Genomic DNA, 24,419 nt, shown 5'->3' with positions numbered 1-24,419 from the left:
TTAATACTGAAAGACATGGCTAAACTAGGCCTTCATACATATCAAAACTCGGTACGTTTCAAACAGCTAATCGTACTGACTTTGTTGCTTGTTGCGGGACAGTTACAAGGTGTAGCTCAACAATATTTCCCAGTGGTAGCTAGATTTACACAGCTTCCACCTTATCCCGTATATCTCTCTGATTTTAGCAATCCAGCACAGACCAACTTATCTATTCAAGTTCAAATGAATGATAAGAATATTGCGTCACGTGCATTTCGTATTCGTGTGTACATCGAAGGACAAGGATTTTTGATTCAAAGTACCGATTTTGTACAAGGCGAACCATCTATTACACTGGTCGAAGGTCAGGTATATAATATTCCTGCCCCTCAGGTTGCCAATTATTTTAAGCAATACAACCTTAAAATAACTCCAGAGCAATACCGCAAACCATTCAATGAAGGCGCATTTCGTTTTGGTGTCGAAATTATCGACTTCCAAACCAACCGCCCTATTTCGGGGATTCAGTGGAGTACACCAGTTTGGTTGGTAGTCAACGAACCACCAGTTTGGGTAATGCCACAAAATCAGATTAGTGTAACGCCAACCAATCCCCAAAATATCAATTTTCAGTGGGCGCCACGTCATAACAACGTCAACGACGTAGAGTATGAGTTTACCATTACCGATTTGATGTTGAATAGCGGTTTTCAAGGAAATGTTCAAAACCTTTTCCTTTCACAACCTGCTTATTATCAAACTCGTACCCGTAATACAGTTTTAAACTATAATGCGACCATGCCTCCATTGGTTGTTGGTCGCACGTATGCCTATCGCGTACAAGCAGTAGCCAAGCGTGGTAGCGAAGATGTAGGAGTTTTTAGAAATAATGGTTATAGCGAAATACAATACTTTACTTACGGAGAAGCCGTAAAGCTCAATCCTCCGACCAACTTACAAGTAGCTTGGACTGATGATCTAAAATCGGCGACATTCAACTGGAAAGGAGATAACACGCACAAAAATTTTACGGTAGAATTTCGTGATAAAGCTTCCAAAGAATGGAAAACGGTGACCCTTCCAGCATCTCAAAGTGGTCTTTATAATACTTTTGTTATCAATAATTTAGATCCGAACAAAAGTTACGAAATGCGTGTGACGGGTATCAATGAGCAGGGCATTAAAGCCACTTCTAACATCATTGACTTGGCAAACTCGCCAATGGCTGCTAAAAAAGTGCCATTAGTAATAAAAGGCAATGTGCGTTGGGCATTCCGTAGTTCGGAGGAAAACCTTCGTAGTATAGACCCTCTTTTGATACCTAAAGACAAAGAACGTTACCGTGAAATAAACTACGAACCATATCCGAGCAATACCCCAGGGAGTAAAAAGTTTCCACTAGGCAAAGCGACAGTTGCCATTTATAACTCTTCTGTTGAGTTAACAGCCGAAAACCTTAAGTCGAGTAATCCAAAACGCATTACGACAGTAAACACTAATGCCGAAGGAGAGTATAGTCTAGATGGAGCCGGTTTGAAGTTACTGACAGATGTCAAGAATTTATATATTGTAGCAGAGTTTGAGAAAAATGTATTTGCTCCAGCTATTAGTAAATTATCGGTCAATCCCAACGATGAAGGTACTAAAACAGTCGACGAACTGATTTTGTTGGCCAATACGATACGCTATTCACCAAGGCTCTTAATCAACCCAGAGCTCTTACCTGCTGGTGAATCTATCCAAAACAATACGATAGAGGAAGTGGGTCTTTATATTTATGAAAAAATCGTTTTAGCTAACCCTTACTTAAAAGAAGCTGGAAATCTTATCGGTGAGAAACCAATTGTCACTTCTGGAGGTGAAAAGCTAATTAAAGTATCAGAATTTATAGGTAACCCTATTTCTGCTTTATTTCCCAATATATATGGCGAACCGTTTTTTGTTAGAGTAAAGCACAAATATAGAAATGCCTCGTATCAACCACTAGAAAAAATGTTGGATTTGAAGGAGGGACAATTACCTTTAGTCAAAGATCATTTTAGACATGGAGGAGCTGTTCCGCCTGAAATAGCTGGCGTAGTTGAGAGAAAGATCGGAGATAAGATGTATCCTGCTCCAAATGTTTCTATTCAATTAGGACAACTTTCGGCACGAACCGATAAGGATGGAAAATATTCTATTCACATTCTAGCAAATGTGCCAAAACAAACTACGCTCAAAATCAAGGCGATAGATCCATTAATTACCTCAAATGTTGTAGAACACACCTTGATTTACGACCAGAAAGATATCACTCAAAACTTTGTACTTAGTGGTAGCGCATCATATTATGAGGGTCGTGTGTATGGTCGTAATCAACAACCCATCAGCGGCGTTAAAGTTTCCTACAAAGGAAGTGATATAAATACCAATGCTCAAGGATACTTTTACTTTGTCCAACCAGGCGAAAACACCGTCATGGATGACTCCGTCAAAGTAACTTTTGATGGGTACGATGTAGCCTATGTTCAACCTAAAAAGTTTAAAAGAACAGCTATTACAGGAAAAGACTTTGACGAAAATAAGAAGAATATCTTGCCTCTAATGAAGTACATCAAAGAGGAGAAGGATGATCAAAAAGATGCTTTTTTCAAAAAGAATTTTAAAGACCCTGGTCTCATTCCTGCGGCTAGTTTCAATTGTGATAGTGTAATTCTTCAACACGAAACCATCTATCAGGTAATTGCTTATACAAATATTATCAAGTCATCAGGTATGCGCAGTGCCAATGACTCTTCGAATGTCGTTAGCGCCTTATTAAACATTGAGGATGAAGAACGAATCATTGGAAAAGCTACTTACGCTGGTAAAAATAAGAATAAGGAAAGTTGGAAAGGTGGTTACGTATCCAAAACATTTAAAAAGGAAATTAGTATAAAAGTCCTCAACAGAAAGGTAGTAGGCAATGACACCACTGCTAGCCCTCAGTTCTTAGAGGAAGAAATCACGGCGCCTCTTCCTAATAAGTATACCAAAAATGATACAGTTGTAGTTAAGGTAAGACTCAAACCTACTAGTTTCTTTTATGGGGTAGTATATGATAGTACTTTTGCCATTCCGGGTGTGAGAGAAGGCCGAAAAGCAGGTGACCCATACAAAGGTGTTGCAGGTGTAGAGGTCTCTGTGAGTGGAAGCAAAGCAAAAACTGATGAGAATGGACGATTTAAGGTAGCGATTCCTAAAGGAGAAGAGTTTGAGGTTGAACTCTCACACGCTGATTACGCTAATACCAAACAATCATTCACAGCCTTGTTGGCACAGCCATATCTCAAACCAAGTGGAAAACCTTTCTACATGGTGAAACAAGATAAGGATATGCCGAAGTTTAATAAACTAATGGGCTTTACCATTAGCGTCGACAGAATTGTGAAGTTGACAGACAAAACGTTCCAAATATCTGGCTTGCTTTACCTTGACAAAGGAAAATTAGGGAAAGATTCAACGGCTAATATTTTCTCAGCGGGTTCTACTAAAACCCTTACTTACAAAAATATTGAAGTTTTTAAAGATGAGAACAAGAAAAATGCTGGCAATGCTATCATTACTCAAAGTAGCATAAACTTCGTTGAGACTGAGGCCAAAATTCTCTTATTTGGTTATGCCCCAATTACGCTTCAAGGTAATCCTATTGGTGAGCCATACATTCGTCTACAACACCTTGACAACAAGGGAACTAAACTAGGTAGCGAAGGAAAAATCGGAGCTTCCGAAATGGAGTTTACTCAAAAAGAAATGATGGGTATTACTTTCGGAAAAATGGAGCTTTCTCAAAAAGTACCAGATAAAGAGAAGAAGTTTGGGAAATTTGATGACAAAATTTCAGATAAAGATGCTGCCAAACGCGAAACGGCTGCAAAAGATGCTAAAGCTGAGCAAAAAGAAATCAAAGCTAAAGTAGAAGAAGCCAATAAGAATGATTTAAAAGATATTATTGCTGCTAAAAATTCATCACAAGCCAAAAAAGATGAGGCTGCCAAAGAATTAGCAAAACTTGACAATGGCTTGACCGCAGTCCCTGAAAAGGAACCAATGCTTTTGGCATTTGCCCCTGTGAGTCTCGAAGAACTAGCAGATACCAAAGAATATGTGATATCTTTCCCTCAGGCTAATGCTCAGAAAGATACGAAAGACCTGACAGCCAGCAAACCAAGTACTGATAAAAAAGATGCCAATGGACAGCCAGATAAAACACCAAAAGAAGACCCTTACAAGGACTACTTCAAATTCCCTATTGGTCCTACATTAGGAGTGGTTTCAGCAGGAATTGACCCTGCATCTGCGGTACTCAAAAAGTCGGGTATCTCGATGAAAGGTATTGTATCACTTCCTGAGGTTTGGAGATTTAAGTCTAATGGTAAACCTTTGTTGATTGAAAAACTTGAAATCGACAAGAAATTTGATTTAAAAACACTGATCATCGGTAAGTCGGACACCATTACGAGTTTTGGTGTAGCCGATAAATGGATGTGCTATATCAAAAGCTTCCAAATCTATTCAGGATTCAAAGGCTTTGGATTGGGTGGTACTATCAATACTGACAAAGATAACTACCTTATTATCAACTCTCTTGGTTTCTCGGTAGTTGGCGGTGCTGTATATCCTAACATTGACCTGAGTACATCCAAAGATGGGCTAAGATTTGGTAGTTTGCGTTTCAAAACGGTTGGTAAGAAAAATATTACCATCAAAGGTAACGTCGATGATAAAAGTTATGAGGTAGAAGGTTCATTACGTATCGAATGGGACGAATCTCCGCTTAAAACCACCTCAACCGACTCGACTGATAAGTTTGGCAAAAGACTCTCAGATGCAGAAATAGCTAAGAATAAGCAGGAAACCTTAATAAAAGACCAAAATGCTAAAAACGAAGCTGAACAAGCAACACAAGCAGTAAACAAAGGAACTAAGGAGTATACCGATGCCAAGCAAAAACTAGAAGCAGTTGAAAAAGAACTGGTTGCTCTTGAGAAACTAAAAGCAGACCTTACTAAAGAATATGATGACCTAAGTAAAGAACAAGAAAAAGTTAAGGTAAAACGTATTGCACTCACCCGTAAAGGATCTGAGTCAGGTAGCGCTTATCGAGAATCTGAGCAAGCCAAACAAGACGAGAAAAATCAAGTTGAGGCCGAAAATGCAGTCAAAAACAAAGAGAAAGATATCGATGCTCGCTGGAAACAATACGAGTCAAATTTTGCCAACAAAGAAAAAGAGCGTGATAAGTTAAAAGAGACTATCCAAAAACTTGAGCCTGCTCAGAATGAATTAGCCAAGAAAGCCGAAGAGGCCAAAGCAGAAGCTGCGAAAAAAGCAGAGGCTGATGCTGCCAAGAAAAAAGCTGACGAAGAGAAAAAAGAGGCTATTGCCAATGGTAAATCTTATGTAGATACCTCAACCAAAGATGCAGGTGCTTCAAAAGGCACTGAAGAGTCTAAAGGTTTTGGAGGAGTCTCTTGGAAGGAGCGTTTGTTCCCAATAGAGGTACAGGTATTCAAATGGTCTACAACGGGCAAATTCCTCATTTCAGCTTCGCTAAGTCAGGATGCACTCAAGTACGGCCCAGCAGCTTTCAAAGTACGAAGAATTGTATACTCTCGTGGCGCGGCACTTAAGCAAAGTGAGCTCAACGACTTGCTTAAAATGTCGGAAGATGAGGTTGCAAAAATCAATAGTACTAGCAAGTTCAACAATGCCAATACACATATTGATCAAGATGGCAAACGCACAGGCGTAACAAGCGAAGATACGCAAAAGCAAAGAGAAGGGGCATCTCTCGACAACATGAGTTTGAAGGCCATTGAAGATAAAGTGGCATTAGACAACCCAAGTACTGTAAAATGGGCATTAGGTTTTGCAGGTGGCGTCGAAGTAGACACCAAGTCTATTAATATTGATTCGGACGTAAACTTCTACATCGCCGATTTTGATGGAAAAGGACATGCGTTCAAAATGAATGAGTTGTTAATTAAAATTGACGCTACTTCATTTAGGGCTTTAGCCAAAGTAAAGATTGCTACTTCTGGTTCAAAAATCGGATTCGAAGGTGAAGGTGAGTTTGAGGGCGCAAAGATAAAGGCCGCCATGACGCTCAAATATTACTCTATCAACGATACCAAAAATAATAAGTTTGGTACTGAACTGGGAGCCTCTATCAAGGTATCTACTGGAGTTACTGGTGTCGTAATGGGACCAATCACATGGACAACCCTAGGCGGTGGATTTGACCTTAATACTGCTGATAATAAATTCAGCGTGTTTTTCTTGGGTGATGCCCGCAGTACTGGTGTACCCGAAAAAGTTACCTATTACAAAAAAGTAAAACTCTCACTCGACTTTGTGTCGGGCAATTGTGGGGGTGTTCCAATCATCCGTGGTAGCATGGAATTATGGTCGGGAATGCTCAACGCCAAGGAGGAGAAGATATGCGAAGCCAATGCGGAAGTCAATTTCTGTACGGCAAGTGTCGTATGTAAAATTAACTGTGACCTTAAGTTTTCAGACAAAATGGTCAAGGTCGATGCCTTGGCTTATATCAAAGGTAGCGCTGGATTCTTCTTGGGAGCAAAAGTGAAAGCTGAGCTATTTGGCATGAATTCCAACGGAACATTTATTCTGGGTATTCTTTGCGATACCAAGCATAGTGATGCGCCAAAAGAATTAGCTCCGTTCCTGACTGATTTACCTAGATTCTTATATCAGAGTGACAACAAAACACTTTCTGCTCTTTATGTTGGGCTAGACCTAAGCTATGAAGAAAAGAAAAACGGCGGACTTAGAGCCTTTGGTGTAGACTTTGTTTCCTACTCTGCTGAAGTTCTTTGTAAAACTCGCTTAAATGCTGGTGTCAACTTCTCAAATGGCAACTTTATGATCAATGCCATGGCAAAAGTAGAAGCAGAAGGAAAAGCCTCTGTACTAGGATTTAATATGGGTGGGAAACTCGACGCAATGCTTGAACTAGGTGGCGGACGTACCAACGAACTAGGTTGGAACTTTAGAGCAATTGGTCGTGGTAAACTCGAAATCGGCGCTGGTAGATACGAAGATAAACAATGTAACGACTACAGTATCACAGGTATCAAATGGGGCAAAAGATGTATTACTTGTTGCGATGGAACCTCATGGAGATGTTGGAAACGAATTGAAATTCCATACCCAGAAGGCTCAATTGACCGATTTGTTAAACTTTGTTTGGAAGGTCAGTTTGGGGTAACTTACCAAGAAAAAGGACCAAGAGAAGTGACTGGTTGGAAAGCCTATATTGGTGGAACTGGCCCTGGCACAAACGCACCAAGCAAATCTAACTCTGTACCAACAGAAAGTGCTGTTACTGCCGAAACATCGCTCAGAGTTGGCGAAAGCCGCGTTTCACCAAACGGTGTTTACAAATTGATCGTAGAGGACAATGGTAATGTAGCTATTACAAAAAATGGTGACAAAATTTGGGAAACTAATACAGCCAATAGAGGTGTAAGCTATTTTAAAGTTCAACAAGATGGAAATTTGGTAGCATATACTTCAAGCGACAGAGCTGTTTGGGCTTCTAATACTCATGGTAAAGGAAATAATAGCTGCATACTCGCCATGCAAGATGATGGTAATTTGGTGCTTTACAAAGATGGAGACAACGCTATTTGGTCTTCAGATACAAGACACGTGTACTCGCAGGCTGAAATTATCAACTCTAGAATCCTAAATGAAACCTCGCTCAAAAAAGGACAAACTATCAAGTCTGCTAGTGGAGTATACGCTCTTACGCTGCAAGGTGATGGCAACGTAGTACTAGAAAAAGGTTCTACCGTGCTATGGGCAACTGGTACAAATAGAGAGAATATTGAAGCATTTACGGTTCAAGATGATGGCAACATTGTAGCATATGCCAAAGGTCGTCGCCCTAAATGGTCATCACGTACCAATGGAAAAGGTGGAAGTGATACCGTGTTATTACTACAAAACGATGGTAATCTTGTGCTGTATAAGAATATCAGAACCAAAACACCAGGCAATATCACCGTATATTTACCAGAAGATGCCATTTGGGCAACAGGAACCAACGGAAAATAATTTTGAGAGACATAGCTAATGCAACAGATATTTAATTACATGAAAAGACATTGTATTCTTTTTGCCATAATCGCTCTTTTTGTGCCTTCAGTTTTGAAGGCACAAACGAGCCCTCTTTCTGCCCTCTCTTCGCCAAAAGGGGTGTATGTTCGATTTAATGTTGACTACCTCGCTAATAAAGTGGTAGGTAAATCTAAATTTATTGTCAAAAGGAAAAAGCCCACTGACAATGCCTATAAAACTGTAGGAACGATGCAAATGGCTCAAAAATATGACGAAATTGCAGAAACTGTTGGCCGTAATGAGCTGAAAGATTTTGAAAGAATGAAAAAAATCACAGCGCCATCACAAACGATAGCCTTTTTCAACAGCAATCCAACCTACAAAAGTATCTCCTTGTTTGCCGAGCTAAAAATTGAGTTCTTGCAAGCTTTCGGATTTGCTTTTTTGGATAACTCAGCCACCAAAAATGAGTTTTATAACTACGCTGTTTACGAGGTAATCAATAAACAAGAAACGCTTATTGGTGAGGCTGAGGTTTTTCATAACCCTAAAAACTATTTCTTGAAACAACTGACTCCTCAAATTTCTAAAATTTCAGGTACAGATACTTCTATTTTCTTTCAGTGGGATATCCAAACACCTCAATATGTAGATAACTCTGCCGAGCAGGTACGTTTGGCTAAGTTACTAGAAGATACCTTCAAACAGGCACCAGACAATGGTAATCAGCGTGTTGATGAAACTACTTATCAAAAAGTAAAAGAGATTTACCTCAAAAATGAATCTCTGTTGGCGGTGCACCCTGTGGATGAATTTTCGACAAGATTCAATGTGTATTATCGCAAAAATAACAATGCGTCTTGGATATTACTGGAAAAGAAAATCGCTAATGTAACACCAGAGGGTAAACAAATTCTTTTTGCTAGAATTGCAGGAAAACACGATGATTTGGTCGAAACTATGGTTATTCCCCAAGATGAAATCTATAATACTGGCGATACCTCTAAAATTGCCCGTGGTGTTATTGCTCATAATGGTAGCGTGGAGCTCATTTACAGCGTAACTGCTTCAGATTCTACTAATTCGATTATTTTGCAGTGGAAAAAACTTCCCAACAAGGCCTATTATTCAGGGATCGAAATTTCAAAAAGTAGTCCTGATATGCCACAAAAAGTAATTCAGGTATTACCTATATCAGCAACCAAATATGTAGATACAGAGGTATATCCAATGGGTACAATGTTTACCTATTTTGTACGTCCTGTGTTTATTCCTTTGCAAGACTTACAACAAGATATACCTGCTTCTGCCACAATGACTTGCGGCAAATTTTCAAGACCTACGGCGCCATTTAATCTAACCGTGACCAATGAAGGTCCTCATGCAAGATTGAAATGGGAAATGGCGAACGAAAACCTAATTCATAGCTATTTTGTGTACAGAGGAACCAGTCCCAACAATATGCGCCCTATTCGCTCGGCAGTGAAAGAACGAGAATATTTGGATACAACAGGATATCTGACAGGACGAGTAACTTATTATTATGCCATTATGGCCATCAATCCTACACAAGATACTAGTGATTTATCACCAAAGGTGATGTATACGCCTATCAAGAAAGAGAGTTTTCAAGCGCCAAGTTTTGTCAATTCAGAAATCATCAACGGAGAAGCACATCTAATTTGGAATGATGTAAAACTTAATGATGACTTCATAGCAGGATATGTTGTACAACGTAAAATAAAAGGTGAAAAAGCCTTCAAAAATCTGCACTCAAAAGCCCTGAATTATGCTAACTTTATTGATAGTACTTTTGAGCCAGGAATTGAATATTTGTATAGAGTAGCCGCACTATCTATCAAAAACGACACCTCGGCTTTCACACCCGAAACAGTTGTGAAAATAGAAAAGCCTAAAGATGTATTGAATGCTATTACGGATATTACCCTGAAAAATCTATCAAAAACCATTCGTATTTCGTGGCCAAGTGTGGAAGTTGGAGATGTAAAAGGCTATAAAATTTATAGAAAATTACCTACAGAGGTGAATTTTAAAGTTATTGCAACACTTGCCAACGGCAACTTTGAATATGAGGATAATAAAGTGACTTCAAATACAATTTATGTGTATTCTGTTACGGTGTTAGACAGCAAAAATAACGAAAGCCCAATCGAGGAACGAAAATCGATTTATAGAGAACCTACCAAGCAATAAATATATTTGGTTGGACTTTCATCAATCAGTTATGGGCATTAGGCAAAATATTTCTAGGGTTTCCGAAGAAACATATTTACATTTTTTGCTTAATGCCCTTTAGGCACTAGCAACAGGCAATAGGCAAAGAGTGTTAATATGTTTTTAATAACCAAAGACGTGCTTTTTCCCAAAGCCCACCGCCGAAAGCCGATACCTAAAAGCCTAAAATTAAATTCTATTTTGCTCACTAACTTAAGTAATCGTGCAGAATAAGATTTAAGTTTTTTGTTGAAGGCATAAGGCAACAGGCACAAGGCAAAGAGTGTTAAAATATTTTTTAGTAACGATGGATATATTTTTTGCCGATTGCCGAGAGCTGAAAGCCGTAAGCTCAAAAATTAAATTTTATTTTGCCTACTAACTTATCTTACAAATAACCATTTACTTTAAAGTATACAAATTTCATTTTAATAATAGCTTAAGTAGTACCCATAATCCTTTACTTTGAAAAATTACGGTACAACGAGGCTGATAACATCTTTATAATTTATTGAAGCTAGTGTTATTCAGAATCAACATATTCCTTTTTGTGATAAGCCTTTGTACAAGTACATGGGCTTTTGGCACTACCAAATACCTCGAAATAAAGATTATGGACGAGGCCTCAAGTATATTGGGGAATGCCAGCGTAACCATTCTGAATCGGGAGAAAAGCCATAATGTGCTTTTGAGAAAAGAAACCGAGGATGGCTCTGTTCAATTAGAAATAGAATACAACAAGGAGTATCATTTTTTAGTGCAAAGCGAGGGCTTTTTTGCCACTCATCTTTTCCTATCTTTCCAAGAAATCAAGAACCAATCTTTAGAAGGAGATATCCTAAACACTCAAAACACCAATATTCTTGTTTTGTCGAAAAACCAAATTGGGGTATTAATGAAACGCATTCCTTATTTTACCTTTATGGCTAAAGACAAACATACGGGTGAGTACATTGAAGCCGAATACGCTATTCGCCTCAACAAAACAGGAGCCGTAAATGTTCGTAAAATGAAGCGTGGCGAACCTCTGGATTATCTTCCCGAAATGTTTTGTTCCTTTGAAGTATCGGTGCGAAAAGACAATTACCTTGAACATAGCGAAGAGTTTCTATATGACAAATTTTTCAAGGGCATGGAACATACTTTTGAACTACAGATAGACTCTACCAAGATACAAGTTCCCAAAGATACAACTCCTGTAATGCTGGTAAAAGAAGCGCTAAAACCTTTTATCCCTAAAATAATACCCCCCGCTCCAGATCTTGTTATTCCATTCGAACAAGGGAGTTTTTATCTGACCGCCGCAACACAGGAGCAATTGAACAGACTGATAACTCAACTACAAAATAACTCAACCGTTACCTTGCGGATTGTTGGAAGTCATGATGGCGTTGGTAGTGCCAAACTAAATAGCTATTTGGCTTATTTGAGAGCTGTCGTTATCCAAATATATCTTGATAATCATAGCCTTACAAATGTTAAGACTGTGGTTCAAACGATTACAAATCCTGAAACTGATATTCCCTTGGCGGCTCGGAGGGTAGCCAAAATCTATATCGAACAAGTGCATTCCCAAGATTTTATCTCTAAAAACTAAGTGATTTATCTGAAACAAATCATGCCATTATCAATTAAAAATCATGTACAACAAACTCCATAGATTGATGAAATACCACTTTGTAACTATACTTTTTTGTATACTTATAGCCCACATCCAATCTAGGGGACAATATTATTTATCTTCTAAGCAATATGGATTTTCAAGCGGCTTGGGTCACCGCCATGTCAATTCATCGTTTATTGATTCAAAGGGTAAAAAAATTATCCTTACGGCCAATTCTATGGCTTTTTTTGAAGGTAATACTTTCAAAACGATTTCTTACCCTGAAGCATTTTCGTCCAAAGGTTTCAATACTATTTGTGAAGACAATATGGGTAATTATTGGGTTTCTGAAGCCTTTGAATGGTTTTATTCATTCAACATCCGTCAGACCTATATCTATAATAACGAGAAATTTATCCCTTCAAAAAGTAAACTTCCTAGTTCAATTCAGATAGAGTCGATACTTTCAGACGAAAACAGATTACTGTTGATTGGGACAAAAACAGGTGAAATCTATTCTTATTCTGCCAACAATAACAAACTTTCTTTGCAAAAGAAAATAGGAAAATCTCCCATTAAATTGCTTTATGCAAAACAAAACAAAATTGTTTTTTGTGAAGAAAAAGGCACCCTTGAAGACGACAATATCCAACTTATTAATTACACAGGAAAGGTTTTATTTCAGGAAAAACTTCTCAATAAATTTTGCGTATCAGTACAGTCTGTAGCAGATGAGCTATATGCGGTATTTGATGGACGTACTCAAATGGAAGTAGTCAAACTGGGTACGAATGTAAGCTTTTATTCATCCAAAAATCACTCTTATTCCTATTTGACAGGCTTGGTATATGAGCCCAAATTCAAATCGTTAATTTTTTACAATAACGATAAAATCTCTTTTTTAGGCGCTAATCTGGAAATCCTTTATACACACGATTTCCCTTTTTCGATTCATCATATCACGCCCGATGGTCATGGTAACTTATTTATGAGCACCGACAACGGTTTAGTGATTGTACGTATTCAAAAAGGGGTCATAAATACGCTTTTGTATAACCCCAATCCCGAAGACAACCAAGATAATTACTCTTGCCGTGAAATCTATAAATTGGACAAAAACACCCTCATTGTCAATACTAATCAATGCCGTCAGGTGGTGAATCTTCGAACAGGAAAATCTGAGAAATTGCCAACCCTAAATAGCAATCTTCAAAACGATTTTATCCTTTCAATTCTTCGTGATAAGCAAGGAACTCTTTGGTTTGGCGAACAACAGCTCGTTACTACCGATTTGGTCACGAAGGTCAATCGCTCATATTTTGCCAATTATGAAACAAGAATTTGGTCAATGACCGAGTATAAGCAAGGTCTATTGCTAGGTTTTGAGAAAAAAGGTATTGGCTATTTCGACAAATCCAATGGAAGTATCAACTACTTTGATGGTAAACAACCACAAGAGCTTGCCTCTGCAACGGTTTATGATTTTCTAAAACTTAAAGATAAAGTATTTATTGCTTCTTCTTCAGGACTTTACATACTTGACAATAATGGCAACATAAAGCAAATTCCCTATCCTGTTGGACAAAAAAAGGCTACTTACGACATCAATATTTTTGATAAAAAGCAAGCCAATATGCTAAGCTTATCTACAGAAGAAGGCATTCTTTTATTGGATATGGCTACTTTGAAAGTGCGACAGTTTATCCAAGATAAGCACTTTGCTAAAGTAAAATTTTTGTCTTGTTACGAAACACAAAACGGTTATTGGGCAAGTAGTGAACAAGGTATTTGGCATTTTGATAAAGGCGGAAACCTCCTTAAAATCTACACAGAATTAGACGGTCTAACCAACAACGAATGTAATACGTTGGCGCACTTTCAGGATGAGGAAGGTACGCTATACTTTGGTGGACTAAATGGTGTAAATATCATCAAACCTGAAGCGTTTGCCAACCAGCCTAAAGAAGGAGTTATGTTGATTCGTGATATTAGGATTTTTGACAAACAAGAATTAGTAAGTACGATTCCAGCCCTTAACGGGAATAATATCGCCCTAAAAACTAGTGAAAACTCCATAGAGCTTGAAGCCGACTTTGATGATTATATGTATGATTGCGAAAAGCAATTTTACTATACTGTAGGACAAGAAGAAAAAAACTGGGCGCCTTTTGTCGCCAAAAACTTCCGAATAGATAACCTACCTTATGGCGAATCCCTGATTCATCTGAAGGTAGTTGCTTGTAATAATTTTGCGAATAGTAATATCCATACCATAAAAGTCTTTAGGGCATATCCTTTGTATTATCGCTGGTATTTTTGGGTAATGGTGGCTGTGTTGATGGGTTTACTCATTTGGGGTGGCTTCCAACTATATGCGTATAACTATCGAATGCGCAACCTCAAACTGAAGGCCTTGGTAGACAGACAAACGGTAAGTTTGCACGAAAACTTAAAGTTTAGAGACGAGCTTCTCAAGCTATTAGTACACGACGTACGTCACCCAATTATTAGCTTTAATAACCTGACAGACAAGCTAAATTTGCTAATTCAAAAACAAGAATACGAACGACTTTCGTTGTTAGGAACCGAATCAAAGTCGCGAAGTGAGAATTTATTATGGCTCATCGACAACCTGATTTTATGGATTCAGTCGACTAATAAAAACGAAACGGTTGTGTACCAAAACCATGATTTGATAGGTCTGATTCACAAAATCATTCGCTCTTATCAGAATGATATCTCGGTAAGAAACCTTACATTTGTAGTCGAACCAGAATCGTTTCTTGCTAAAATTGATGAAAAATTATTTGTGATTGCCATGCGTAATATCATATTCAACGCCATAGAATATGCTAAGCGCGATACAACTGTTCAAATCAAAATTAGTCGAAATACCCAGCTCGTAGAAGTGACCTGCTACAATCTTGTAGAGCCCGACACACAACCACGAGCCGAGTCACGAGGATTGAAAATAGGATTAAGTGTTTTGAAAACTATTCTAGAGAAACAATCTATCGAGCTTTTTAACGATAAAGTAGATGATATTTATCTCACAAGATTAATTATTCCTGAAAAATAAATCTAAAAAGAGTGTATCAAACAAAACTGGTACACTTTTTTATTGTTATTAAAACCAAGGTTCATGTTTACACGTATGTATATACGAGCCTTTACAAGAACTTCACAAAAACAGTTATTCCCCAACATAACTAAGTATGTATTGCTCTTGATAGCTTTTAACACCCATTATTTAAAACATTTTGTGATTATTCGCATTAAGAATCCACTAGTTTATTTATGAACCCCATCTCTTGCTTAATCCTAGAAGATACTATTAGTGATCAACTAGACATAGAGCTTATACTACAGCACTATCCGATGATAGATGCTACTTATGTAAACACCCCAAAATCCTTTCTAACCGCCATCAAAGAAAATGATTATCAACTTTATTTCATGGATATTCACGTTTCTTCTGATATTACTGGCGTAGATTTGTTGGCCTCTGTCCGCAACTCTGGTGCTTGGGTGATACTCAACAGCTCGTACTTAACAGAAGAATATTATGAAGAATATAAAAAAATAGATTGCCGAAAATATTGTATTTCCAAACCCCTTAATCCCTTTTCTGTTAGAACAATCCTCGATGAGTTAGTCACTCAAACTACCAAAAATAATTCACTGGGCAATAGCACCGAATTTATTATGGTGAAACAGGGGGATTATTTACACAAAATCAACATCGATTCGATTTTGTATTTCGAGTCCAGTGGGCATTTGGTCTATATCAAAACTAAAGAAGCCAAATACGCCACTTACGGGTCACTCAAACATTATGAGTCATTGATCCAAGGAAAAACTTTTGAAAAAATCAATCGAAACGTTATTATCAACTTGTTATTCGTTCAGAAGATTAATATCAAAGAAGATTTTATCGAAATTGACAACTCGTGTTTTTCCCTTAGTAGAATCCAGAAAAAAGAATTTATAGAAAAATTTGATAGACTTATACTTAAATAAATACTGAATGACAAGTTGTGAATCATTATTGTTCGAAGGATTTCGGAAGTTTGATCTTTTATATTTTGTAAAAAATAAAGGTATTTTACGCTATTTCCGAAATCAGAAATCCCCAATCTGAAATAGTTGGAAATTCTTCGTACAATCCTAATTCACAATTCAACACGAATACTCACTTTACATCCTTTCCCAAATCATTTCAAATTCTGAGATGATTTTTTTCTTTTACCCAACCATTCTCTCTTTACTTTCATCTTGTTAGTGTTCTGGTACTCCTATAAGCGTATGGTCCTATAATAACGAAAAATAGCCACATATTGAAGACACAAGAAGAAATCATAAAACGATGCTTAAAAGGAGATGAAACGGCCTTTAGCACACTATACCATCAATTTTCCTCTAAAATGATGGTGGTGTGTACGCGCTATTCGTCCGACTATGAATCAGCACAAGACCTACTTCAAGAAGGGTTTATTCGGGTGTTTCAACATTTACATCAATTCAAAAATGAAGGCTCTTTGGAAGGTTGGATTCGGCGAATTATCGTAAATCTGGCATTGGAAACTTATCGAAAAAATGTAAACCTTCGTCATCAAGCCGAGCTTCCGAGCGAATACGAATCAGAACACCCTTTGTCTGCCGAAGATATTTTGAGCCAGCTCAATGCCAATGAACTTTTGTCGTTGGTACAGCAGCTTCCTCCTACCTACCGACTGGTGTTTAACCTTTATGAGTTTGAAGGAGCAAAGCACCACGAAATAGCTAAACAATTGGGCATATCAGAAGGCACTTCCAAATCCAATTTACACGATGCCAAAAAACTTTTACAAAAATGGGTTTCAAAATTGATGTACGATAACAATAATCATATATAAGCCATGAGCGAGCAAAAATCAAATGATATAGGAAAGGTTTTTCGATCGGCAATAGATGGCCTATCGATGACACCTCCCAAGGCCGTCTGGGAAAATCTACGGATGGTAGCATTACAAACACAACTACTTCGATATCAAACTATTAATCGTTGGCTAACAGTATATGCTAGTATTGTCACATTATTACTTGGGGGCTCTATTGTTGAGCATTTTTCCCATAATGAGGTGGAATATCTTATACCGTCAAAAACTAAATTGGTATATCAAACTCGAGTGATTCATGATACCATTACGCTGTCAAAAATAGTGTATAAAAACCTCGAAAAGCCCTTGGATATCTTGGATAAAATTCCAAAAGATGCACAAGAAACAGATGATGATACACAGATAAGTCATGTATTACACAAGTCCACTAATAGCCTTAACCCATTAGCGTATGATTCAACTTTTATCATTAAAACAAACCATACCATTGCCGATTCAGCTTTTATTCAACCTTATAACATCGAACATACTGATGTAGTACATCAAGCAACCATTACTAATACAATTGGTTCAAAACCATATAATCCATTTATCTCTCATATACCATTAGCTACGATACCATATTTGTCATTCAAATCACTAAATATACCTGCTGAAAAGCCTCCAAAATTGAAGATTCCGCTCAAGAATCGACTTTCGGTTTCGGCATTTTATGCACCAGAATTGGGAGATTTGACGGTATATCGCTCTACTCCAGATGCTTTCAATTATGGAAATGAAATCATCGAAAAAGCTTATACTTGGGGCTTTAGAACAAGTATTGACCTTTCGCCTCGCATTTCGGTTTCTACTGGTATTCAATTAAGCAATATTCAGTTTGCTGGTGCTGTTCGCAAATCGTCTATTCAACCTGAATTGGTGAATGGGCAATTACAGTATTTGTACAAAACCGTGTTTGGAGTTGCTAATATTCCTACCGATGAAATGACTACTACGCCAGCAATTGGAAACCCTATTTCAGTAGAAATGGAAGATGAGCACTCTGTTAGCTTCGTCAGTATACCTTTATCATTGAGATATAATGCATTTTCGCTAAAACTTACCAAAGGCACTCGTAATCAGCGATATATGAGTTTGTATGGCATTGGAGGTATCAACTATCATATGCCAAGTGGCCAAATTATGAATATCGAGGTGTACGAATCTGATGGGCATGATTATTACACTACGCTTCGTAGTTTTAGTAATACTCGTTCCTATTGGAGCTATCAGTTTGGCATTGGGGCTGAACTAGAACTAGGTCGAAACTCCAGTATGTGGATAGAGCCATACTACCAACGTAATATTAATAGCTTTGTTAGGGACTTGCCATTACAATCTTACCTTCAAAACACAGGAGTAAGAATAGGGCTTAAATGGCATTTTTAAAGTTTATTAGCATGGTAACTTAAAAAAAATTATCATGCTACCCAACCATTTTGCAGCAAATACATCTTGTATATAGAAAGGCATTTTAAATATTATAACAAAACAAAATCACAAGAAACTATGACGATTAATCACGCCGAAAAAATCAACAGAAATGAGTTTTTGAAAAGCCTTGGTTTGAAAGGCGCTGCCCTATTTGCCGTGTACTGTACTGGTTCTGCACTAAGTTCATGTCAAAATGAAAGCAACATTGCCCCAAATCCAACTGGAGAATTACTCAAAATTGACTTGACCACAACTGCTGCTGCGGCACTAAAAAACGTGGGAGGATATATCCGCCAAAACAACGTGGTTCTTGCCAAAGTTAGCGCCACCGAATATGTAGCCGTAACACAAACTTGTAGTCATGAAGGCAGACAGGAAATTGTGTATATGAACAGCCAATTTTATTGCACTGCGCATGGCGCTGCTTTTAGTAAAACAGGTGCAGGACTCAATAGCAACGGTCGTTCTGGAATTAAAGTTTTTCAAGTGAGCATCGCTGGAAATATCCTTACGGTGACCAACAACTAGGAATAATCTTGAATTGTGAGTGGTGAATTGTGAATGTAGAATCGTTCTTGCCTAAAATAAGATTGCATTGTTGAGCTTTCGGCAATCAGCTATGGGCACTCGCTAAAAAGTTTCTATGGTTTCCTAAGAAACATATTTAAACTTTTAGCTTACGGTTTTAAGCCTGTTACATACCATTTACCGATCAATATTTAGTACAGTAAAAATCTTTTTTACCTACGTAAAATCAAATATATGAAACGCTGCTTTTTAATTTTAGGGCTTTGGCTCTATGGCACCGCTATGTCTTTTGGGCAAGATGACTTACTGGCAGAACTCTCAAAAGCGCAAAAAGATATACCCATTTATACCACTGCTACTTTCAAATCTACTCGTTTGGTAAGTGGGCATTCTATCGAGACTATTGCCGCTAAACATCTGGATTTTAGGATTTCACATAGATTTGGAGCTATCAATTCAGGTTTTAATGAACTATTCGGTCTCGACCAGTCTACTATTAGACTCGGCTTGGAGTATGGCGTTACCGACCGATTGACTGTTGGCTTGGGACGCTCTAGCTACGAAAAAGTATATGATTATTATGCAAAGTATAAGTTACTCCGTCAATCATCGGGAAGTCAAAATATACCTGTCACTGTAACAGGACTGGTAGCGGCTTATACTACTACTCAAAACACGATGCCCACTAGGCAATATTTCAATAATCTCGAACGCCAGAGTTATTGTGCTCAACTATTGGTAGCTCGTAAGTTTGGCGAAAAACTTTCTTTGCAGATTTCTCCAACGGTACTACATCGCAACAAATCCGAAACACCTACCGATGCCAATACCCTTTACAGCGTAGGCATGGGAGGACGTTTCAAGTTGAGCCGCCGAACCTCTCTGAATGCCGAATATTACTATACGTTACCAGCATTTAGTAAAGCTGACTTGAGCCGAGATGCACAATTCACCAATGCGCTATCTATTGGATTTGACATAGAAACTGGCGGTCACGTTTTTCAATTGCATTTGTCCAATTCCAAAGGTATGACCGAAAGAGCCTTGATAGGACAAACGACTGGTCAATGGAGCATGGGAGATATTTTTTATGGATTCAATATTTCGAGAGTATTTAGTTTTGATAAACAAAAAAATCAACACCAATGAGAACCATCATTCTTATGAGTTTATGCCTACTAGGATTGGTGGGTAAAACACAAGCGCAGGTATATATGACCACCACGGGGCAAACACAGATTTTTTCTGAAACACCTATGGAAAATATCAGCGCAGATAATAAGGTCGTTTCGGCAGCATTAAATACTGCTACCAAAGATGTGGCTGTGCGAATTCAGGTGATTGGGTTCAAATTTCCCAATAAGTTAATGGAAGAACACTTTAATGAAAATTATATGGAAACAGAAAAATTTCCCACGAGTAGCTTCAAAGGAAAAATCATAGATGTTATTGATTTTCAGAAAAGTGGAACTTATGAAGTCAACATCAAAGGTGTATTGGAAATGCACGGAGTAAAACAGGAAAAAACGATAAAAGCAAAGCTTCAAATTGGGTCTGACAAGATTGTGGTAGATGCTCCTTTTGATGTCAAACTAGCAGATTTTAAAGTAGATGTTCCCAAATTAGTTTTTGAAAAAATTGCGGAAGTTATTTCTGTAAAAAACCGTTTTATCCTTTTACCCAAAACTCAATAGTTATGAAAATGTTGAAAAGCAGTATGATTCTAGGCATAACTATGGGAGGGTTAATTGCCTGTCAAAATATCAAAGGAGACCCATCGCCGACTGACTCCGTCAACAGTACGGGTACGGTAGATACTACTGGCACTTCAAACAATGCCTCAAATACGGGTACTTCCACCTTACAATGCGGTACTACGGGAAGCAATGCCTCCAAAGGCGATTCAGTCTGTTTTACGACACAGATATTACCTTTTTTTGTAAGTAATTGTGCAACAAGTGGTTGTCACGATACCAAGACGCATGCTGATGGTTATGATTTAACTTCATATACAAAAATCATGAAAGGTATAACGGCAGGTAGTCCCAGCAAAAGTAAGTTATACACGGTAATGCTTCGCACTGACAATGAGCGTATGCCACCGCCGCCCGCACAGCCTTTATCAAAAACACAAACAGATTTAATTGCCAAATGGATTACTCAAGGGGCAAGGGAAGTGAATTGTGCGGTGGTGGTCGATACACAAAATGTTACTTTTTCAAAAACCATTATGCCACTACTAACCACCAACTGTGTGGGATGTCACAAAACAGGAAGTTTGTCGGGAGGCGTGAGTTTAGAAAATTATGCTCAGGTAAAAAGCTATGTAGACAGCAAACGACTCTGGGGCTCCTTGAATTCCTTGACGGGTTACTCGCCTATGCCGCCTATTGGTAAGCTAACGGATTGCCAATTGACCGTTGTAAAAAAATGGATAGATGCAGGTGCTAAGAATGATTAGGCAACGAATTTATACTCAATAATATATCTAAATAAAGCAAGGAAGCGTTTTAACACTTAGCATACAATTGATGAGGTGGCATAGTATTTGAGGTTTTACTCAAAAAGCACCCCCTAAGTGTTAATCCTTGCATTGGTTATGAGTATGAGAAATAGGTTTAAATATATAGTATTGACGTTATTACTTCTTTTAGGAGTATCTTCTATAAAAGCGCAAACTACCCCTCAAATTTTTTATAAAATAGAATATAAAAGTGATGGTTGGTTTTACGCTTCTATGAAATCTAGCGCTAATTTGACCAATAGTAGCACGACGACATTGAACAAAATTACAGAAATGCAATTTACGATTGTAGCGCCGATTGGTACTTTTGCCAATATCAAAAATCTGACTGGAACCCTACCCCTGCAAGATGGTGTTGGTTCTTCGGTATGGGGTAAGCAATCTAAAACCAACGCTACCAACGAGTATATTTATTTCTATGCTTTGGGTATTCCAACTGTACAAAGCATCACTGCTAACGTGGATGTGCCCATGTTCAAATTCCAGCTAACTACTTGTACAGGCTCATTACGTTTGTATCGTAACGTTGCAGATGCATCGGGAGCAGCAGACGTACAAGTGTTAAATTCTGCCAACTCTATGTTTATGCCTTCAATTGGTTTAGCCATGGTAAATGCCTACAAAGGCAACTACGGAACAGAAGCCAATTGTAATCCTATTGTTTGTAATCCTGTGATTTGTCAGCCCTTAACCATAGTAAAGAGGATTTCCACAAAATAACTTCTTGATAGAGAATAATTTCTTTTGTAGTTAAAGGGACTTTTTACTGTATTTTTGTTAAAAATATCCGAATCCCTCATGAATTATACGCTACATCAGCTCCAAGTATTTTTGACAATTACGCAAACTCAAAGTATTACAAAAGCCGCCGAAGAACTACATTTGAGTCAGCCTGCGGTATCTATTCAATTGCGTAATTTTCAAGAACAGTTTGCTATTCCTCTCACCGAAGTAGTTGGACGAAGACTTTTTGTGACTGACTTTGGAAAAGAAATTGCCATTGCTGCCGAGCGTATCCTCAACGAAGTTCATGCGATTAATCACAAAACGTCTGCTTACAAAGGGCAGCTTACTGGTAAATTAAAAATATCGGTTGTATCCACAGGAAAATATATTATCCCCTATTTCTTAAATGATTTTTTGAAGAAAAATCAAGGAGTCGAACTCAAGCTAGATGTGACCAACAAAATGAAAGTAGTTGAAAGTTTGGAGCATAATGAAGTAGATTTCTCCTTGGTTTCGGTACTTCCTATGCATCTTCAGATCGAGAAAATCGATTTGATGTCCAACAAACTCTATTTGATTGGTAACACAGAGGAACAATTTAATGATTCTTTCTATGAAACTTCGCTATTAGACTCGCTCCCACTGATTTATCGTGAGTATGGCTCAGGCACGCGCCACGTTATGGAGGCGTATGTACAGGAAAACAAACTGCCGATTCATAAAAAAATGGAACTCACTTCTAATGAGGCCGTTAAGCAAGCTGTTTTGGCAGGGTTAGGCTATTCGATTATGCCGCTGATTGGTATTAAAAACGAACTATCAAATGGCGATTTACAAATAATTCCTGTCAAAGGTTTTCCTATCCAGAGCACTTGGCATATTATTTGGCTAAAGGGTAAAAACTTCTCTCCTGTGGCAAAAGCATTTCTCAACTTTATTTCTCAGGAAAGGTCTAGTATTATCAATGAAAAATTTGGTTGGTGTAATCAATATTAGGGTATTACAACAATTATTTCCCTCTTTCAAACCAAATCACAATATCATCACTTCCAACAGGATAAGACATTTGCATTAGCGGCGCCGACGACGTATAACGAATAAAGACATCGCCTCTCAATGAGCTATTGGGCGCTATGACATTTTTAAGGAACGTTTGTTGTTGCCATACATCCTTTTGGGAAGAGTATTGGTCCATTCTTGAATAATACACGCTTCGGTCTACAGCCCCTTTGGTCAATCCAATTCTCAACATACTTTCTCCCAAAGCCATCGTATTTCTGACTGAGGCAGCTTCTCGATAACCTGACGATTTTGTTGCCCCTGCTACGAGTGTAACGGCACCTGCAATGGCCAAAATAGTATTCACTGTTTTGGCAGTTTTAAGCCTTTTTTCCTCTTTCACCATTCTGTTGTCTAGCTTAATGATTTCCTCAGTGGGATCTATTGCCAAATAACCTACCTGCTCTTGCTCACGATAAAAATAAGGCGTTTTATCTTCGTTGAGAGGCGTCAATCTAAAATCCTTTGGACTAACCATCAAGTCATGATTGGTGCGATTAAACACCTCAATATCAAATACAGCATAGTCTTGGTACAAGCCAACAAATGACGCAACGACATCAACACTATCTTTTGATTCTTTTACAATAGTACGTCCATCGATGACAGTGCTATTGGTAGCACCGAAGGGTTCAAGATTAAAAACTCTAGTAGGTGTGCATCCTGTCATGATTCCTACTGTGAGTACAACAATGCTATAGATATAAGTTAACTTTTTCATGAGATTTTAAAGGTTATTTTATTGAAGACCACCAAGAAGCATTTTCCCCCTAACTGATTCATCATTAAGGTAAAATAATTTATTCTTGGGTGGAAATAAGCCAAGTAGGACAATTTATTAAATACTCTGGTTACCTTAGTCAAATTTTACGTATTAATGCAAAATAAAATTGCATTAATACGCTCTAGGCTGTAAGCCGTAGGCGTTAGGCAAGCACAACTTTTTGCTTATGGAATATAGCTTAATGCCTATTACGGGTAAAATTTATCTAATTTTGTGTTTTAGGGACAAGGCCAAAGGCACAAGGCACAGAGTGTTAAAATGTTTTTAACGACCACGGACATGCATTTTTCCCATAGCCACCGCCGATAGCCGATACCTGAAAGCTTAAAGCACAATTTTAAACTTTATTTTGCGTAAGTAATAGTGCAGAATAAGATTTAAGTTATGTGTTTAGGGACATGGCAACAGGCACAAGGCACAGAGTGTTAAAATGTTTTTATTAACCACAGCCATGCTTTTTTACAAAGCCCACCGCCGAAAGCTGATACCTGAATGCCTTGGGCACAAAAATTAAATTCT

At 38.0% G+C, this 24,419-nt stretch carries 14 protein-coding genes; 13 read left to right on the top strand and 1 reads right to left on the bottom strand.

Features of this window, described 5'->3' with window-relative positions; all coding sequences use genetic code 11:
- Positions 1 to 15: 15 nt before the first annotated feature.
- From QM524_RS20475 to QM524_RS20415, 13 genes are all read left to right on the top strand, one after another.
- Positions 16 to 8,085, top strand: a complete 8,070-nt coding sequence (locus QM524_RS20475) for a fibronectin type III domain-containing protein (protein ID WP_283345982.1) — start codon at positions 16 to 18, stop codon at positions 8,083 to 8,085.
- A 39-nt stretch (positions 8,086 to 8,124) separates the two neighbouring features.
- A complete protein-coding gene (locus tag QM524_RS20470; RefSeq protein ID WP_283345981.1) occupies positions 8,125 to 10,302 on the top strand; it encodes a fibronectin type III domain-containing protein in 2,178 nt (725 codons plus the stop codon).
- 571 nt (positions 10,303 to 10,873) lie between these two features.
- Positions 10,874 to 11,920: an OmpA family protein gene (locus QM524_RS20465; RefSeq protein ID WP_283345980.1), complete on the top strand. Its 1,047-nt coding sequence runs from the start codon at positions 10,874 to 10,876 to the stop codon at positions 11,918 to 11,920.
- A 244-nt stretch (positions 11,921 to 12,164) separates the two neighbouring features.
- A complete protein-coding gene (locus QM524_RS20460; RefSeq protein ID WP_283345979.1) occupies positions 12,165 to 15,005 on the top strand; it encodes a ligand-binding sensor domain-containing protein in 2,841 nt (946 codons plus the stop codon).
- 218 nt (positions 15,006 to 15,223) lie between these two features.
- Positions 15,224 to 15,946, top strand: coding sequence for a LytR/AlgR family response regulator transcription factor (locus QM524_RS20455; RefSeq protein ID WP_283345978.1), 723 nt, complete (start codon positions 15,224 to 15,226; stop codon positions 15,944 to 15,946).
- Positions 15,947 to 16,263: 317 nt separating this feature from the next.
- On the top strand, positions 16,264 to 16,821 hold the full coding sequence (locus QM524_RS20450) for an RNA polymerase sigma factor (RefSeq protein ID WP_283345977.1): 558 nt from the start codon (positions 16,264 to 16,266) through the stop codon (positions 16,819 to 16,821).
- Between the two features lie 3 nt (positions 16,822 to 16,824).
- Entirely contained in the window at positions 16,825 to 18,234 is a 1,410-nt protein-coding gene (locus QM524_RS20445) for a hypothetical protein (protein ID WP_283345976.1), read from the top strand.
- 120 nt (positions 18,235 to 18,354) lie between these two features.
- Entirely contained in the window at positions 18,355 to 18,807 is a 453-nt protein-coding gene (locus tag QM524_RS20440; protein WP_283345975.1) for a Rieske 2Fe-2S domain-containing protein, read from the top strand.
- 234 nt (positions 18,808 to 19,041) lie between these two features.
- Complete coding sequence (locus tag QM524_RS20435; protein ID WP_283345974.1) at positions 19,042 to 19,956, top strand: DUF5777 family beta-barrel protein; 915 nt, start codon at positions 19,042 to 19,044, stop codon at positions 19,954 to 19,956.
- On the top strand, positions 19,953 to 20,501 hold the full coding sequence (locus tag QM524_RS20430) for a YceI family protein (RefSeq protein WP_283345973.1): 549 nt from the start codon (positions 19,953 to 19,955) through the stop codon (positions 20,499 to 20,501). Before QM524_RS20435 ends, QM524_RS20430 begins: the two co-directional genes overlap by 4 nt.
- A 2-nt stretch (positions 20,502 to 20,503) precedes the next feature.
- On the top strand, positions 20,504 to 21,268 hold the full coding sequence (locus QM524_RS20425; RefSeq protein WP_283345972.1) for a c-type cytochrome domain-containing protein: 765 nt from the start codon (positions 20,504 to 20,506) through the stop codon (positions 21,266 to 21,268).
- Positions 21,269 to 21,544: 276 nt separating this feature from the next.
- The gene (locus QM524_RS20420; RefSeq protein WP_283345971.1) at positions 21,545 to 22,051 is read left to right on the top strand and encodes a hypothetical protein; all 507 of its coding nucleotides are present in this window, start codon (positions 21,545 to 21,547) and stop codon (positions 22,049 to 22,051) included.
- Positions 22,052 to 22,129: 78 nt separating this feature from the next.
- Positions 22,130 to 23,053, top strand: coding sequence for a LysR family transcriptional regulator (locus QM524_RS20415; RefSeq protein ID WP_283345970.1), 924 nt, complete (start codon positions 22,130 to 22,132; stop codon positions 23,051 to 23,053).
- Positions 23,054 to 23,066: 13 nt separating this feature from the next.
- Here the strand turns inward: QM524_RS20415 and QM524_RS20410 are convergent, their stop codons facing one another.
- Positions 23,067 to 23,837, bottom strand: coding sequence for a hypothetical protein (locus tag QM524_RS20410; RefSeq protein WP_283345969.1), 771 nt, complete (start codon positions 23,835 to 23,837; stop codon positions 23,067 to 23,069).
- Positions 23,838 to 24,419: the final 582 nt, after the last annotated feature.

The sequence above is a fragment of the Flectobacillus roseus genome (assembly GCF_030056595.1).
Taxonomy (GTDB): domain Bacteria; phylum Bacteroidota; class Bacteroidia; order Cytophagales; family Spirosomataceae; genus Flectobacillus; species Flectobacillus roseus.
This window is presented reverse-complemented; position numbering and strand designations above follow the sequence as displayed.